A 16,187-nucleotide genomic window follows, 5' to 3' on the forward strand; every position below is an offset into this window, starting at 1 on the left:
TATACTCTACTTAGAAAAGCCTAGAGTTAATTTGTGATTAGAACAAGATGATAAAAAGAACGCTGTTTTTTAGTAATCCAGCTTATTTAAGCACCAAAAACAATCAATTAGTTGTTAAATTTCCTGATTCAGAAAAAAAACAAAAAACAATACCAATTGAAGATATTGGTATGTTAGTATTAGAGAATCAGCAAATCACTATTACTAATGGCTTGTTATCTAAATTAATAAATAATAAAGCTGCAATTATAAATTGCAATGAGTTTCATATGCCTATTAGCTTATTACAACCCTTAGTTGGGCATAGTGAACAGGCAGAACGATTTCGAAATCAATTAAATGCCAGTATTCCATTAAAAAAGAATTTATGGCAACAAACCATCAATGCTAAAATCACAAATCAAGGGCATGTTTTAGAAGAGCTAAATATTCCAGCTCGTAAATTATTCAAATGGGCAAATGATGTTAAAAGTGGAGATTCCGAAAATCATGAGAGTAGAGCTGCTGTTTATTATTGGAAACATTTTTTTGGACTAAATGATTTCACAAGAAATCAAGATGGTATTGCACCCAATAATTTATTAAACTATGGGTATGCCATATTAAGAGGTATTACCGCAAGGGCATTGATCAGTTCGGGAATGTTACCAAGCGTAGGTATTTTTCATAAAAACAAATACAACGCCTATTGCTTAGCCGATGATATTATGGAGCCTTATAGAGTATATGTAGACGTATTAGTTAATGACATAGTTCAGCGTAAAGCAGATATCACAGAATTAACTACAACCTTAAAAATGGAATTGTTAAGGTTTCCAACTATAGATGTTTATATAGATGGTAAAAACAGTCCTTTAACAATCGCAATGAGTAGAACAACAAATAGCTTATACAAATGTTTTTTAGGAGAAAGTAGAAAAATTGTATATCCATTATATAAATAACTACTATAATGGGCAAAAAAATTATAATTAGTTATGACACGTTTCTCACGATACAACCAATATAGAATTATGTGGGTATTGGTTTTTTTTGATTTACCTACGGAAACAAAAAAGGAGCGCAGAGCTGCTTCATTATTTAGAAAACAATTACTAAATGATGGTTTTACAATGTTTCAATTTTCCATTTATATGAGGCATTGTCCTAGTAGAGAAAATGCAGATGTACATACAAAAAGAGTAAAAAGAAACTTACCTAAATTAGGAAAAGTAGGAATTTTACAAATTACCGATAAACAATTTGGAATGATGGAGTTGTTTTTAGCTCAAAAAATAACTGAAATAGAACAACCAACACAACAGTTAGAATTGTTTTAGAATTTAAAAACGCATTAAGTTTAATAAAGTTAATGTGGAATAGGAATATATTTTAATTTCTAGTAGATTACTTAACTTGCAGGTTATTAGATTTTTAGAGTCTAATACCCTGCGAATGCTAAGTAAAAATACAAATCTGAAAGCAATTCACAACGAATATTTCTCTTGATACGCGAACAGATACCTGCGAATGCTAAGTAAAAATACAAATCTGAAAGCAATTCACAACCGTGCGCTGTTAATACTCTTTCATTAGGTTCCTGCGAATGCTAAGTAAAAATACAAATCTGAAAGCAATTCACAACGTGTTTCATCAAAGTATTTTTTTAATTTGCCTGCGAATGCTAAGTAAAAATACAAATCTGAAAGCAATTCACAACAAGTTTTATCTATAGAAAGTTTTATTTGTTCCTGCGAATGCTAAGTAAAAATACAAATCTGAAAGCAATTCACAACCGTATCGTCTTAATTTTATAGCAATACGGCCTGCGAATGCTAAGTAAAAATACAAATCTGAAAGCAATTCACAACCGTGTTTTAATTATTAAAGTATCGTTAACACCTGCGAATGCTAAGTAAAAATACAAATCTGAAAGCAATTCACAACTAAATGGTTGTTTTGCCATTTCAACTAAATCCTGCGAATGCTAAGTAAAAATACAAATCTGAAAGCAATTCACAACTTTAAATCATTTAGGTAGAATTCGTAGTATCCTGCGAATGCTAAGTAAAAATACAAATCTGAAAGCAATTCACAACATAAAGTAATTTGCTTTTACATAGGCTTTTCCTGCGAATGCTAAGTAAAAATACAAATCTGAAAGCAATTCACAACTTGTAATTGATATTGCAGATTTACACATTACCTGCGAATGCTAAGTAAAAATACAAATCTGAAAGCAATTCACAACGGTGTGTTTCTTTGTTTAACTCATTTGAAACCTGCGAATGCTAAGTAAAAATACAAATCTGAAAGCAATTCACAACTACGGCTTCTAATTGTATTATTATACCTACCTGCGAATGCTAAGTAAAAATACAAATCTGAAAGCAATTCACAACACTGATCCTGCTCCTTGCTTTTTAGCAGCACCTGCGAATGCTAAGTAAAAATACAAATCTGAAAGCAATTCACAACAAAACGGAAATATTTCTTATTTTTAACAGACCTGCGAATGCTAAGTAAAAATACAAATCTGAAAGCAATTCACAACGAGTTAGCAGTATTGTATATGGATGAGTTGCCTGCGAATGCTAAGTAAAAATACAAATCTGAAAGCAATTCACAACACAGATCGCTATCGCTTTTACAACAACGTCCTGCGAATGCTAAGTAAAAATACAAATCTGAAAGCAATTCACAACAGAACCAGCTGTTATCTTGCTCTCTTTCAACCTGCGAATGCTAAGTAAAAATACAAATCTGAAAGCAATTCACAACAGTTTCTAATTAGGAAATTTAACACATTTTCCTGCGAATGCTAAGTAAAAATACAAATCTGAAAGCAATTCACAACTCCATATTCAATACCAATCAATATTTGATTCCTGCGAATGCTAAGTAAAAATACAAATCTGAAAGCAATTCACAACAAAGATGATAATGTAAACAAATATTTAAACCTGCGAATGCTAAGTAAAAATACAAATCTGAAAGCAATTCACAACAAGTCAAAAGCCATATCAGGAATATAATTCCTGCGAATGCTAAGTAAAAATACAAATCTGAAAGCAATTCACAACTAAACTTTGACGCTCACTTTCAAATGTTAACCTGCGAATGCTAAGTAAAAATACAAATCTGAAAGCAATTCACAACGCTATTTCTTCTAAAGATGTGTTTTTGAAACCTGCGAATGCTAAGTAAAAATACAAATCTGAAAGCAATTCACAACTAATACATCTAGTAGATTAAAAATTACAACCTGCGAATGCTAAGTAAAAATACAAATCTGAAAGCAATTCACAACAAGCACAATTTTTATACATTCCTTTTTTAACCTGCGAATGCTAAGTAAAAATACAAATCTGAAAGCAATTCACAACATAATATCTCACTTCCATTTTTCCAATATCCTGCGAATGCTAAGTAAAAATACAAATCTGAAAGCAATTCACAACCCTGTGCTGTGATAAGTCTTGCTTATTCAACCTGCGAATGCTAAGTAAAAATACAAATCTGAAAGCAATTCACAACAAGCACAATTTTTATACATTCCTTTTTTAACCTGCGAATGCTAAGTAAAAATACAAATCTGAAAGCAATTCACAACATAATATCTCACTTCCATTTTTCCAATATCCTGCGAATGCTAAGTAAAAATACAAATCTGAAAGCAATTCACAACAAGTTATTGACTTATATCTAACACACTTTCCTGCGAATGCTAAGTAAAAATACAAATCTGAAAGCAATTCACAACTATGAAACAACGGATTAATTATGTGGTTTGCCTGCGAATGCTAAGTAAAAATACAAATCTGAAAGCAATTCACAACCCTCTTCTTCTGTTATCAATTCTTGCGCTTCCTGCGAATGCTAAGTAAAAATACAAATCTGAAAGCAATTCACAACAAGCGATTGACAATATATTTATTATGACTGCCTGCGAATGCTAAGTAAAAATACAAATCTGAAAGCAATTCACAACGGTATTCTTTTGCTAACTTTTCGCAAACACCTGCGAATGCTAAGTAAAAATACAAATCTGAAAGCAATTCACAACCGTGCGCTGTTAATACTCTTTCATTAGGTTCCTGCGAATGCTAAGTAAAAATACAAATCTGAAAGCAATTCACAACTAGAGACTTAAATTAACATCACCCCATCTACCTGCGAATGCTAAGTAAAAATACAAATCTGAAAGCAATTCACAACCCAACGAGCACAGGAGGTACAAACACTATTCCTGCGAATGCTAAGTAAAAATACAAATCTGAAAGCAATTCACAACATAATCAAGTAGAAAGCTACGCTAAAACAGCCTGCGAATGCTAAGTAAAAATACAAATCTGAAAGCAATTCACAACCTCCCAGTGATTTAATATATTATAGTCTCCCCTGCGAATGCTAAGTAAAAATACAAATCTGAAAGCAATTCACAACTACTGCTTATACTGAATATTTACCAATTATCCTGCGAATGCTAAGTAAAAATACAAATCTGAAAGCAATTCACAACCAATTAATACCTTTCCATTATAATCGTCATCCTGCGAATGCTAAGTAAAAATACAAATCTGAAAGCAATTCACAACTGATATTTTATTATTGTATTCTTTGCATAACCTGCGAATGCTAAGTAAAAATACAAATCTGAAAGCAATTCACAACGTGCTTTTAATTTAGCACGTCCCATTAACCCCTGCGAATGCTAAGTAAAAATACAAATCTGAAAGCAATTCACAACACACCATTCTTTTATATTTTCAAGTCCTTGCCTGCGAATGCTAAGTAAAAATACAAATCTGAAAGCAATTCACAACAGCTTTTACGAGTTATCACCGAATGACCTTCCTGCGAATGCTAAGTAAAAATACAAATCTGAAAGCAATTCACAACCAGTATAGAATAATAGCATTACCTCGCCCACCTGCGAATGCTAAGTAAAAATACAAATCTGAAAGCAATTCACAACACTGTATGGCATCCGTTGGTAGTAGACGGACCTGCGAATGCTAAGTAAAAATACAAATCTGAAAGCAAAGCCAACATTAAAACAGAAACATAAAGCATTCAAAAAAATAGAAAACTATATTAAAAAAAAAATTTACCGTACAAAACCGTACAACTTGAACCTTATAAAAACCAAAAAACTCTTGAAAATCAAAAGATTAACAAGAGTTTTAGTACTCGAGATGGGACTTGAACCCATACGGACATTACTGTCCACTGGATTTTAAGTCCAGCGTGTCTACCAATTCCACCACTCGAGCATTGGTATTTTATATGTTGTAGAGCGAAAGACGGGATTTGAACCCGCGACCCTCACCTTGGCAAGGTGATGCTCTACCCCTGAGCTACTTTCGCAGTCATTATTTTTATATGAACGTGGCACTTAATATCTCAAATGCGAGTGCAAATTTAATACATTTTTATTAACCACAAAGACTTTTTTGATTTTTATTTAAATTATTTTTTTAATCTCCTTATTTTAAGGTTGTAAATGTGCAATAATAAAATATCTTTGCAGAGATTCAAAACAAAAAAGAATACAGCTAACTTTAAAAGTTTTAAAAACAAAATGAATTTCTCTGCCATTTTTAGTGACTTTAAGCAATTAACAAAAGTTGGTCTATCGCTTAGTGTTGTATTTTCTTCAATAGCTGGTTATTTACTCGCTGTTGAAAAAATTGATATTACGATACTTATTTTATTAGCTATTGGAGGCTATTTAATGGTAGGAGCTTCAAATGCCTTTAATCAAATTATTGAAAAAGAAACAGACGCTTTAATGAAACGTACTAAAAACAGACCTCTGCCAACAGGTAGAATGCACGTTTCTATGGCGCTTGTTATCGCTATTTCATTTACAATTGTTGGATTGGCTATTTTATATAGTATCAACCCTAAAAGCGCCTTATTTGGAGCAATCTCAATATTTCTGTACACAAGTATTTATACACCTTTAAAAGCAGTAACTCCTTTAGCTGTTTTTGTAGGCGCTATTCCAGGTGCAATCCCTTTTATGTTAGGTTGGGTAGCAGCAACAAATACTTTTTCTATAGAGCCAGGTATGCTATTTCTAATTCAATTTTTTTGGCAATTTCCACATTTTTGGGCAATAGCTTGGTTACAATACGATGAATATAAAAAAGCTGGTTTTAACCTTATGCCAATGGGTAAAAAAAACAAAAAAGCTGTTATTCAAATAATAATTTACACTTGTTGCTTAATTATTGTTTCTATAATACCAGTTTTAAAATTAACTGGAAGTTTTTATATTTACCCAATTACAGCTTTAATTTTAATTGCCTTAGGTAGTTTAATGCTTTATTATGGAGTTAAATTATACAAACATCAAACTAATAAAGAAGCTCGACAATTAATGTTATCTAGCGTTTTATACATTACACTAATTCAAGTAATTTACGTAGTTGATAAGTTTTTACACTAAAAAAATTAAAAAATGAAAGTAACTTTAGACGAAGAATACAAACAAGCTAAAAGAAAATCAGCAAAACCCATGCTTTGGGTTTCTATGATTAGCATGACAATGATGTTTGCCGGCTTAACAAGTGCCTATGTTGTTAGTAGAAAAAGAGCCGATTGGGTTTCTTTTGACTTACCAAACGCCTTTTACACAAGTACTATTTTAATTATTTTAAGTAGTATTACATTTTTATTGGCTAAGTATTTTATAAAAAAGGACAACCGACAACTAACAACCATAACTCTTTTAAGTACGTTAATTTTAGGAGTTGGTTTTGTCTATTTTCAATTTGAAGGTTTTAATCAACTATTTAATGCTGGATTTGTTTTTGCTGGCGAACAAAGTACTGTAAAATCATCTTTCATTATTGGTATTTCTCTTGCACATATTGCACATGTTGCCGCTGGAATTATTGTTCTTATAGTAGTAACTATTAACCACTTCAATAAAAAATACACATCTAAAAATACTCTTGGGCTAGAACTAGGTGCAATTTTCTGGCATTTTGTAGATATCCTGTGGATTTATCTGTTTTTATTTTTCTATTTTATCAGATAATAAAAAAAAAATGTATTTTTGGCACAACTAAACTAAAAAAATCAAAACAAAAACTTATATGGAAGCAACTGTTGCTACTAAAACTAATGGAAAAATTTGGGATGGTGGGTCTAGCAAACCATTAGGCACAAGTTATGGTAAAATGATGATGTGGTTCTTTATTTTATCAGATGCACTTACATTCTCTGGATTTTTAGCCGCTTATGGTTTAATTCGATTTAAATTTATTGAGTCTTGGCCAATTGCCGATGAAGTATTTACGCATTTCCCGTTTTTACACGGAGTACATGCACCAATGTACTATGTGGCATTAATGACCTTTATTTTAATATTTTCTTCAGTAACAATGGTGTTAGCCGTTGACGCAGGTCACCAAATGAATAAAAAGAAAGTAACATTTTATATGTTTCTTACAATAATTGGAGGTTTAGTGTTTTTAGGTTCTCAAGGTTGGGAATGGAAAAACTTTATCAATGGTTCTTACGGAGCTGTACAATTAAACGATGGTAAAATTGTTCAATTTGTTGATGCTACAGGACATCAAGTTTCTTTAGAAAGTTTTGCCAAATCTTCAAATTCGGAAAGAGTTCAACATACAAAAGATAAAGGATTATGGTTTGTTGAAGAATCTGCACTAGCAGCTTTTACAGTAAAAGAAGTAATAGATGGATTTAATGCAAATCCAGACATTTCAATAAGAACTGAACTTATCAATCCAGAAACAAAAAAGAAAACTATTATACCGCGTGAAAATGCAATGGCCTACTTAAACGAAGCTAAAATGGTAGTTAATGGAGCTAATTTAAAAGTAAATGAATACGGTAAAACTATATTTGCCGATTTCTTTTTCTTTATAACTGGTTTTCATGGATTTCACGTATTTACAGGGGTTTTAATTAATATTATTATCTTTTTTAATGTAATTATAGGAACTTACGAACGTAGAGGACATTATGAAATGGTTGAAAAAGTAGGTTTATACTGGCACTTTGTAGATTTAGTTTGGGTATTTGTATTTACATTTTTCTATCTAGTTTAATTCATTAAAATTATTAAAAATGACAACACACTCTCAAGAACATACATCGCACACAAAATTAATTTGGAAAGTATTTGGCATCCTTTCATTTATAACAATTATTGAAGTTGTTTTAGGTATTATAAAACCAGATTCACTTCATTTAACTACAATTTTAGGAACAAGCCCTTTAAATATTATCTTTTTAGTACTTACATTAGTAAAAGCATACTATATTACTTGGTACTTTATGCATATGGTAGAAGAAAAAAAGAGTTTAAGACGTTCCGTTGTCTGGACAGCCGTTTTTCTAATATTATATTTAGCAACTTTATTATTAATTGAAGGTAGCTATTTAAACGATGTTTTAGCACCGCTAGTAAAGTGGAATTACTAATAACGCTATTTTTTTTTAAATTAAAGAAGGTGGTTTTATTAACCACCTTTTTTTTATTTTTGTAAAAAACACGATGAAAAAATTCTGGGTACTTTTTAGCTTATTTATTTTACCATTAATATTTTATATCTTTCTTTCAAAAGGAATTTATAAATACGCAAATTTACCAATATTAACAGAAGACGTTCAAAATGTAAACGAACTTTCTAAAGATGCTGAAGTTACTTTTAATAACAAATTAACTGTTGTTTGTTTCTTAGGAAATGAACTAAATACTGCAAAAGGCAGTATGTTCAATTTAAATCAAACAATTTACAAACGTTATTACCAAAAACCATATTTTCAAATTGTTGCAATAATTCCAAAAGAATCTAAAGAAGCATACAAAGAATCCATTGCAGAACTTTCAGCTTTTACAGACATTAGTCAATGGAATTTTATTTATACCGATAAAACCGATATTAACAACTTATTTAATAGCTTTAACACGCCTTTTTCTTTAAATGAAGCATTGTATTCTGAAAACGCCTATATTGTAGATATGGAATTGCGTTTAAGAGGCAGAAAAGATGATGAGGATACTAAAGATGGAAAATTATACGGATATAATATGAAGTCTGTTGCAACGTTAAAAAATAAGATGAAAGATGATATTGACATTATCTACTATCAATTAAAAAAATCTGCTGAAAAAGAAAAACGAAGAAAAAGAGAAATCTAATCTTATGAAACGAGCATGTTAAAAAGTTTATCACCCAACAAAATAACTAATAGCAAACAACAGGTGACCTTAAAAAAACAATAATATAGACACATGAAAAAATATTCGTACATAGGAATTGCTTTTATAGTTTTAATATTTGGAATTTACGCTGTTCCAAAAATTGTAAACAGATTTAAAACACACGAACTTGTAACAATTGGTACAGTTCCTTCTTATGAATTTACAAATCAAGATGGAAAACAAATTTCAGACGCATTTTACAAAGACAAAGTATATGTAATAGAATTTTTCTTTACCACCTGCCCTACCATTTGTCCAAAAATGAATGCAAATATGGTAAAACTTCAAAACGAATTCTACGGAAATTCAGAATTTGGAATTGCCTCTTTTAGTATAAATCCAGAATACGATACTCCAGAAATTTTGAAAGAATATGCGAAATTACACGGAGCAACTTTAAAAAACTGGAACTTTTTAACAGGTGATAAAGAAACCATCTACAACCTTGCAAATAAAGGAATTGCCTTGTATGCAGGTGAAAATAGTGAAGCCGAAGGCGGTTTTGAACATTCTGGAATGTTTGCTTTAGTAGACAAGCAAGGAACTATTCGTTCTAGATTAGATGAATATGGAAATCCCATTGCTTTTTACGATGGATTAGATGCCAAAAACATTCAAATGTTAAAAGAAGATATCGCAATTTTATTAAAAGAATAATGAGTACAGAAATTAAAAAATATAATAAATGGATTGTAATTTTATCAATTGCAATTCCTGTAGTTGTAGCAATTTTATTTGGTGTTAAAATCGATGCTGAATTACCTATTTTTTTACCACCAATTTATGCTAGTATAAACGCATTTACAGCTTTACTTTTAATTGTAGCTGTATGGGCAGTAAAAAATAAAAAAATAAAATTGCATGAAAAATTAATGAAAACTGCTATTACTTGCTCTGTGCTTTTTTTAGCAATGTATGTTGCTTATCATATGACTTCAGAATCTACTAAATTTGGCGGTGAAGGAGCTATAAAAACAATTTATTTTGTTATTTTATTCTCACACATTCTGCTTTCTATTGCCGTAATACCTTTTGTTCTTATAACTTATGTTAGAGCAATTACCAACAACATAGAACTTCATAAAAAAATAGCTCGTATTACATTTCCTTTATGGTTATATGTTGCTATTACCGGAGTTATAGTGTATATTATGATTTCCCCATATTATTAAAATAAAGTTGAATACAATTATTTAGATGAAAAAAATAAGCATTATACTTCTCTTAATTCTAGCTTTTGTAAATAAAGCAAATGCACAGTGTGCTATGTGTAAAGCCGTTGTAGAAAGCGGTGGAGATACCTCTCAAGCAGAAGGCTTAAATAGTGGTATTCTATATTTAATGGCTTTTCCCTATCTTTTAGTTGGTGTACTTTTATTTTTTATTTTTAAATACAGACGAAAATTTAAACTTTAACGCTTCTATATTTAACTTAATATGTAACAAATAATAATTTTAGTCGTCTTATAATAGAATTAACTAAACCGCTAGATTGAAGTGTTCTAAATTAATGCTCCTATTCGGTTTTATTTATTACAATAAACTAAAAACTAATAAACGCTTTTAAATGAGAACTAAAATTATTACTATTCTAGTACTAGCATTCTTTTTTACTACCAATGCACAAGATAAAAAATGGACTTTACAAGAATGCATTAATTACGCAGTAGAAAATAATATTTCTATAAAACAGCAAGAGTTAAGCAAAGAACTAATTAAAGAAGATATAGTTACTGCAAAAGGAAGTTTTCTACCTTCATTAAGCGCTTCAGCATCACAAAATTTTAACTTCGGATCTTACATCGATAATTATGGAGGTCGTGTTTCTAGAGATAGCCGTTCAAATAGTTTTGGAATTAGTTCTGGAGTAACATTATACAACGGAAATATCAACAAAATAAACTTATTACAAACGCAAAAAAATCTAGAAGCAGCTGGTTTTGATTTAGAAGAAAATAAAAATAGTATTATGTTATTTGTAGTAAATTCTTACTTAAACGTACTATTAAATAAAGAAAGTATTGTAATTGCTGAAGAACAAATTTTAATAAGCAAAAGCCAAGTAGAACAAACAAAAGCTTTGGTAGATGCTGGAGAAGTACCAAGAGCTAATTTATTAGAAGCTGAAGCAACTTTAGCTTCTAACGAACAACAACTAACATCTGCTCAAAATACTTTAGATTTAGCACTTTTAAATTTAGCACAATTATTACAAGTTTCTCACAAAGGGTTTGATATTGAAAGTGTAACTCTAAATATTGATTCTGCTTCATTAATTTATAATGATACAGATGCTATTTTTAATACTGCATTAACAAGTTTACCTGAAATTAAAAGTGCAGAAATTGCAGTAGAAAACTCAGAATTATCTGTTGATAGAGCTAAAGCAGGTTTTTTACCTTCACTTTCTTTTGGGGCCGGAGTAGGAACATCATACCAACACAACCAAGGCTCTAAAGATGTACGTGCTATTTTAGATGAAAATAACAACGTTGTTTATGTTCCTAATGGTTTTGGCCAGCAACTTGAAGATAATCTAGGATTTAACGCTGGCTTTTCTTTAAGTATTCCAATCTTTAATAGGTTTCAAACAAAAACTGCTGTAGCAAAAGCCGAAATTAATCAGCAAAGAGCCGAATTAGCATTATTAGATAAGCAAATTAAATTAAGAGAAACCATTGAGCAAGCTTACGCCGATGCTAAAGCTGCTTTAAATCAATATATTTCAGCTGAAAAAAGTTTATACGCTCAAAATGAATCTTTTAAAAATGCCCAAGAAAGTTATAATGCTGGAGTAATGACTTCTTTTGATTTTGATCAAGTTAGAAACAGATTAGTTAATGCACAATCTTCAATGGCAAATGCAAAATATAATTTTGTATTTAGAACTAAGTTACTAGAATATTATTTAGGCATTCCAATTGTTTTAAATTAAAACTTATATAAATCGCTAATTAAAAAGGCTTTTTAGAGAATAAATTACGTCAACCTGGACTTATTTCAGGCTCTCATAATAATTGATACTCAGTGCAATAAGATTCTGAAACAAGTTCAGAATGACGGTATTAAAACTTTTTTAAGTTGGATGTTTTGTTTTATAGCACATTAATTATCTTTGCTTTAAAATATCTAAATTTTGGCATATATCTTAAATATTGAAACAGCAACAAAAAATTGCTCGGTTAGCTTAGCTAAAGATGGTAAAACTATTGCTTTAAAAGAATTAAACGACGGTGGTTATTCACACGCCGAAAAACTTCATGAGTTTATTCAATTAGTTATAGATGAATCCAAAATCTCTTTGTCCGATTTAAATGCAATAGCTGTTAGTAAAGGCCCAGGTTCTTATACAGGCCTTCGTATTGGAGTTTCTGCAGCAAAAGGCCTTTGTTTTGCTTTAAATATACCGCTTATTTCAATTAACACATTACAATCTTTAGCACAATCAATTACTGTTTCCGAAGGATATATAATTCCGCTTTTAGATGCTAGAAGAATGGAAGTTTACAGTGCTGTTTACGCTAATAATAAAAATGTAAGAGATGTACAAGCTGAAATTATTGACGAAACATCTTTTGATGACTATTTAAGCAAAGACACTGTTTATTTTTTAGGTGATGGTGCTGAAAAATGTAAAAATAGTATTATCCATAAAAACGCAAATTTTATTGATAATAAGTTTCCTTCAGCAAATGAAATGTCAGCACTATCTTATATAAAATACAAAAAAAACGACATCGAAGATGTCGCTTATTTTGAACCTTTTTATTTAAAAGATTTTGTAGTTACAACAGCTAAAAAAAAGGTTTAATTAGCTGCGTAAACTACAAATACTATAATTTATTATTTCTTAATTTCAACTTGATGAGGATAAGGAATCTCAATACCTGCTTTATCTAATGCAATTTTTGCAGCTTCCATAACATCAAAATAAACCGTCCAATAATCTTCAGATTTACACCAAGGTCTAACAGCAAAATTAACTGAACTATCTGCTAATTCAGAAACATTAACTGATGGTGCTGGTTCCCTTAAAACATTTGGATGATTTTTAATAACTCCCATTAACACTTCTTTAGTTTGTTTAATGTCTGCGTCATAACTTACTCCAAATGTAAAATCTACTCTTCGAGTACCAAGCACTGTGTAATTAACAATATTTCCATTAGATAAAGTACCATTAGGAATGATAATTTGTTTATTAGAAAGTCCAGTAAGTTTTGTTGTAAAAATTTCAATTTCTTTTACAACACCAATTTCACCTTGTGCTTCAATTAAATCTCCAACTTTAAAAGGTTTAAATATCATTATTAAAGCCCCTCCAGCAAAATTAGCTAAAGAACCTTGTAAAGCTAAACCAACAGCTAAACCTGCGGCTCCTAATATTGCAATAAACGAAGTTGTTTCAACTCCAACTTGAGATATAGCTGTTATAAAAATTAATATTTTTAAGGTCCAACCAATTAAATCTCCTAAAAATTTTTGAAGCGTAACGTCTACACCTCTTTTATCCATAACTTTTCTAATAACTTTCACAACTTTTTTAACAAGCCATAAACCTATTATTAAAATTAATAATGCAACAATTACATTGCCTATATTTTTGTTTACAAAGTTAATTACTAAGTTTAAATACTTTTGATAATCCATTATATTTATAATATTTAATTATTATTAAAAAATTCTAAAATTTGTAAGAAAAATAACCCTATAACCAGTTTTATCTTTCTAATTATATATGACACAAAAACACCTGTAATTGTCACACAAATATTATACAAAGTAAAAGAAAAGTAATATTTCTTCAAAATTATAACTCATTGATTTAATTATAACTTTTAAAAATTAATTTTCAGCTTATTTAAAGCTTCTTCTACATTTTCTATTGGCAATTGGCAAGTACCATCAACACATACATAAATTAAATTTTTAGTTTCAACAAACCTATTTTTCATTAATGGAATTGTACTTTTTTTTGTACTTGCTGCAATTATTTTATTTGGTATATAATTTTTATTTATTTCTAAAATGTTATTTTTTGAAGCTTTACCTAAAACTGCTATTTGATAAAAATCACCTGAAAAATTACACATTAATTGTAACCAATTAGAATATCCAGACCCATAACTTACTATTCTGTTTTCTACATTTTGAAGCATTTGTTTACTTGTTTCAAAAAAATAATTATTAGAAAAATAAAAACTTAATTTAAACAAGTTATTTGCCATTATAGAGTTTGAAGCAGGCATAACATTGTCTTCAATTTCCATTTTACGAGTTATTAAATCGGCATCTTTATTAGAGGTAAAGTAAAACATCTTTCTTTTTTCATCGAAAAAATGATCTAAACTATAATCGGTTAATTGTTTTGCTACATTTAACCAAAATTCATTTGAGGTAACTTCAAATAAAGAAATATACGCCTCAATTACAGCTCCATAATCTTCTAAAAATCCGTTTATGATACTCTTTCCATTTTTATAACTGTGATTTAAACTTCCGTCTTCTTGTATTTGCTTTGTATAAATAAAACGTGCATTATTTATTGCAACTTCTAAAAAATGAGGCTCATTAAATACTTTATAAGCATCTATATAACCTTTTAGCATAAGCGCATTCCAAGAAGTTAAGGCTTTATCATCTAATCGAGGTCGTTCTTTTTTTGAACGTTCTTTTAATAGTAGTTTTTTCCAAGAAGCAACTTTTGTTTCTAATTCTAAAATAGCTATTGCATTATTTTTTGCAATTTCTTCATCACTATTTTTTCTAATTAACACATAATTATCATGTTCCCAAAAACCATAATAATTTACATTATAATATTCTGAAAACAATTGAAAATCACCCTTTAAAATTGCTTTTAACTCATTTTTAGTCCAAACATAAAAGGCACCTTCTTCTAATTTTCCCTTTAAATTTATACTATCTGCATCTAATGAAGAATAGAAAGCCCCTTCATTACTAGTTAATTCATTTTCAATAAATTGCAAGGTCTCATATACTATATTTTTGTATAATTTATTTTTAGTAGCTAAATAAGCTTCTGAATATAAGCTCACCAACTGCCCATTGTCGTACAACATTTTTTCAAAATGAGGCACATGCCATTTTTTATCTACCGAATATCTTGAAAAACCTCCACCAATTTGATCGTAAATACCACCATATGCCATATTAGTTAATGATGTATTTACATAATCTAATAGTTCTTTATTATTAGCTTGAAAAGCGTAACGTAATAAAAAAAGATAATTGTTGGGCATTGGAAATTTTGGAGCTCCTTTTCTACCGCCTAAATCAAAATCCATATGCTGTTTCCATTCATCAACAACATTTTCTAATTCTGAAACCGTAAATTCTTTTTTATTGGTGTTTAAAGAAATTAAATCTGTGTTTTTTATACCTTCAGTAAGTTTTACCGCATAGTCGATTACCTCTTCTGGTTTTTCTATAAACATAGAACTTAATTGATTTAAAACTTGTATCCAATTTCCTTTTGGTACATAAGTACCACCCCAAATTGGTCTTCCGTCTGGCAATGCAATACAATTTAATGGCCAACCCCCTCTTCCAGTCATTAATTGAATTGCATTCATATATACTTGATCAACGTCTGGACGTTCTTCTCTATCTACTTTTATGTTTATAAAATTTTGGTTCATAACCGCTGCAACTCCCTCATCTTCAAAGCATTCATGTTCCATAACATGACACCAGTGACAAGATGAATAACCTATAGAAATTAACAATAGTTTATTTTCTTTTTTTGCTAATGCCAATGCTTCATTATTCCAAGCATGCCAATCTACAGGATTGTGAGCATGTTGCAATAAATAAGGGCTTGTTTCATTTATTAAACTATTGGTGAATTTATGGTTATTCATAATTTTTAATATGACTTATTTAAATAAAAGAAGAGGGTGTTTAAAAAATTAAAGTATATAAATTCAACTTTTTA

General features: G+C 29.8%; 14 protein-coding genes, 2 tRNA genes and 1 CRISPR repeat array. Of the genes, 12 read left to right on the forward strand and 4 right to left on the reverse strand.

Going from position 1 to position 16,187, the window contains the following annotated elements; translation table 11 throughout:
• Positions 1-47 precede the first annotated feature (47 nt).
• Positions 48-944 (forward strand): type II CRISPR-associated endonuclease Cas1, encoded by an 897-nt coding sequence (gene cas1 / locus MKD41_RS10220; RefSeq protein WP_240242195.1) that lies wholly within the window; start codon positions 48-50, stop codon positions 942-944.
• Positions 945-977: 33 nt separating this feature from the next.
• Complete coding sequence (gene cas2 / locus MKD41_RS10225; RefSeq protein ID WP_240242196.1) at positions 978-1,319, forward strand: CRISPR-associated endonuclease Cas2; 342 nt, start codon at positions 978-980, stop codon at positions 1,317-1,319.
• Between the two features lie 108 nt (positions 1,320-1,427).
• Positions 1,428-5,033: a CRISPR direct-repeat array (repeat unit 46 nt; unit sequence CCTGCGAATGCTAAGTAAAAATACAAATCTGAAAGCAATTCACAAC).
• 136 nt (positions 5,034-5,169) lie between these two features.
• Here the strand turns inward: cas2 and MKD41_RS10230 are convergent.
• Both MKD41_RS10230 and MKD41_RS10235 read right to left on the reverse strand, forming a co-directional pair.
• Positions 5,170-5,255 (reverse strand) — tRNA-Leu (locus tag MKD41_RS10230).
• A gap of 22 nt (positions 5,256-5,277) precedes the next feature.
• Positions 5,278-5,349, reverse strand: a tRNA-Gly gene (locus MKD41_RS10235).
• A gap of 214 nt (positions 5,350-5,563) precedes the next feature.
• Between MKD41_RS10235 and cyoE the strand changes: the two genes are divergently transcribed.
• The 10 genes from cyoE (at position 5,564) to tsaB (ending at position 13,040) form a co-directional block, all read left to right on the forward strand.
• A complete protein-coding gene (gene cyoE, locus MKD41_RS10240) occupies positions 5,564-6,436 on the forward strand; it encodes a heme o synthase (RefSeq protein WP_240242197.1) in 873 nt (290 codons plus the stop codon).
• A 12-nt stretch (positions 6,437-6,448) separates the two neighbouring features.
• Complete coding sequence (locus tag MKD41_RS10245) at positions 6,449-7,030, forward strand: cytochrome c oxidase subunit 3 (protein ID WP_240242198.1); 582 nt, start codon at positions 6,449-6,451, stop codon at positions 7,028-7,030.
• A 58-nt stretch (positions 7,031-7,088) separates the two neighbouring features.
• Complete coding sequence (locus MKD41_RS10250; protein ID WP_240242199.1) at positions 7,089-8,069, forward strand: cytochrome c oxidase subunit 3; 981 nt, start codon at positions 7,089-7,091, stop codon at positions 8,067-8,069.
• Positions 8,070-8,088: 19 nt separating this feature from the next.
• Entirely contained in the window at positions 8,089-8,445 is a 357-nt protein-coding gene (locus MKD41_RS10255) for a cytochrome C oxidase subunit IV family protein (RefSeq protein WP_240242200.1), read from the forward strand.
• A 73-nt stretch (positions 8,446-8,518) separates the two neighbouring features.
• A complete protein-coding gene (locus MKD41_RS10260; protein ID WP_240242201.1) occupies positions 8,519-9,166 on the forward strand; it encodes a hypothetical protein in 648 nt (215 codons plus the stop codon).
• Positions 9,167-9,259: 93 nt separating this feature from the next.
• Complete coding sequence (locus MKD41_RS10265) at positions 9,260-9,886, forward strand: SCO family protein (protein WP_240242202.1); 627 nt, start codon at positions 9,260-9,262, stop codon at positions 9,884-9,886.
• Positions 9,886-10,401: a DUF420 domain-containing protein gene (locus MKD41_RS10270; protein ID WP_240242203.1), complete on the forward strand. Its 516-nt coding sequence runs from the start codon at positions 9,886-9,888 to the stop codon at positions 10,399-10,401. The genes MKD41_RS10265 and MKD41_RS10270 overlap by 1 nt, the downstream gene beginning before the upstream one ends.
• 25 nt (positions 10,402-10,426) lie before the next feature.
• Positions 10,427-10,645 carry a hypothetical protein gene (locus MKD41_RS10275; RefSeq protein ID WP_240242204.1) on the forward strand — a complete coding sequence of 73 codons (219 nt, stop codon included), beginning with the start codon at positions 10,427-10,429 and terminating at the stop codon, positions 10,643-10,645.
• 151 nt (positions 10,646-10,796) lie between these two features.
• Positions 10,797-12,164: a TolC family protein gene (locus tag MKD41_RS10280; protein WP_240242205.1), complete on the forward strand. Its 1,368-nt coding sequence runs from the start codon at positions 10,797-10,799 to the stop codon at positions 12,162-12,164.
• Between the two features lie 201 nt (positions 12,165-12,365).
• Positions 12,366-13,040, forward strand: a complete 675-nt coding sequence (gene tsaB, locus MKD41_RS10285) for a tRNA (adenosine(37)-N6)-threonylcarbamoyltransferase complex dimerization subunit type 1 TsaB (RefSeq protein ID WP_240242206.1) — start codon at positions 12,366-12,368, stop codon at positions 13,038-13,040.
• Between the two features lie 32 nt (positions 13,041-13,072).
• On the opposite strand, the gene MKD41_RS10290 is transcribed toward tsaB, so the two are convergent.
• Positions 13,073-13,879: a mechanosensitive ion channel family protein gene (locus MKD41_RS10290; protein ID WP_240242207.1), complete on the reverse strand. Its 807-nt coding sequence runs from the start codon at positions 13,877-13,879 to the stop codon at positions 13,073-13,075.
• A 188-nt stretch (positions 13,880-14,067) separates the two neighbouring features.
• Positions 14,068-16,113: a thioredoxin domain-containing protein gene (locus tag MKD41_RS10295; protein ID WP_240242208.1), complete on the reverse strand. Its 2,046-nt coding sequence runs from the start codon at positions 16,111-16,113 to the stop codon at positions 14,068-14,070.
• Between the last annotated feature and the right edge of the window lie 74 nt (positions 16,114-16,187).

It is taken from the genome of Lutibacter sp. A64, assembly GCF_022429565.1.
Classification (GTDB): Bacteria; Bacteroidota; Bacteroidia; order Flavobacteriales; family Flavobacteriaceae; genus Lutibacter.

Coding starts and splice junctions, on each gene's coding strand:
- cas2 (WP_240242196.1), top strand. CDS start 978: ATGACACGTTTCTCACGATACAACCAATATAGAATTATGTGGGTATTG.
- MKD41_RS10245 (WP_240242198.1), top strand. CDS start 6,449: ATGAAAGTAACTTTAGACGAAGAATACAAACAAGCTAAAAGAAAATCA.
- MKD41_RS10270 (WP_240242203.1), top strand. CDS start 9,886: ATGAGTACAGAAATTAAAAAATATAATAAATGGATTGTAATTTTATCA.
- cyoE (WP_240242197.1), top strand. CDS start 5,564: ATGAATTTCTCTGCCATTTTTAGTGACTTTAAGCAATTAACAAAAGTT.
- MKD41_RS10250 (WP_240242199.1), top strand. CDS start 7,089: ATGGAAGCAACTGTTGCTACTAAAACTAATGGAAAAATTTGGGATGGT.
- MKD41_RS10295 (WP_240242208.1), bottom strand. CDS start 16,113: ATGAATAACCATAAATTCACCAATAGTTTAATAAATGAAACAAGCCCT.
- MKD41_RS10255 (WP_240242200.1), top strand. CDS start 8,089: ATGACAACACACTCTCAAGAACATACATCGCACACAAAATTAATTTGG.
- MKD41_RS10290 (WP_240242207.1), bottom strand. CDS start 13,879: ATGGATTATCAAAAGTATTTAAACTTAGTAATTAACTTTGTAAACAAA.
- MKD41_RS10265 (WP_240242202.1), top strand. CDS start 9,260: ATGAAAAAATATTCGTACATAGGAATTGCTTTTATAGTTTTAATATTT.
- MKD41_RS10260 (WP_240242201.1), top strand. CDS start 8,519: ATGAAAAAATTCTGGGTACTTTTTAGCTTATTTATTTTACCATTAATA.
- MKD41_RS10280 (WP_240242205.1), top strand. CDS start 10,797: ATGAGAACTAAAATTATTACTATTCTAGTACTAGCATTCTTTTTTACT.
- MKD41_RS10275 (WP_240242204.1), top strand. CDS start 10,427: ATGAAAAAAATAAGCATTATACTTCTCTTAATTCTAGCTTTTGTAAAT.
- cas1 (WP_240242195.1), top strand. CDS start 48: ATGATAAAAAGAACGCTGTTTTTTAGTAATCCAGCTTATTTAAGCACC.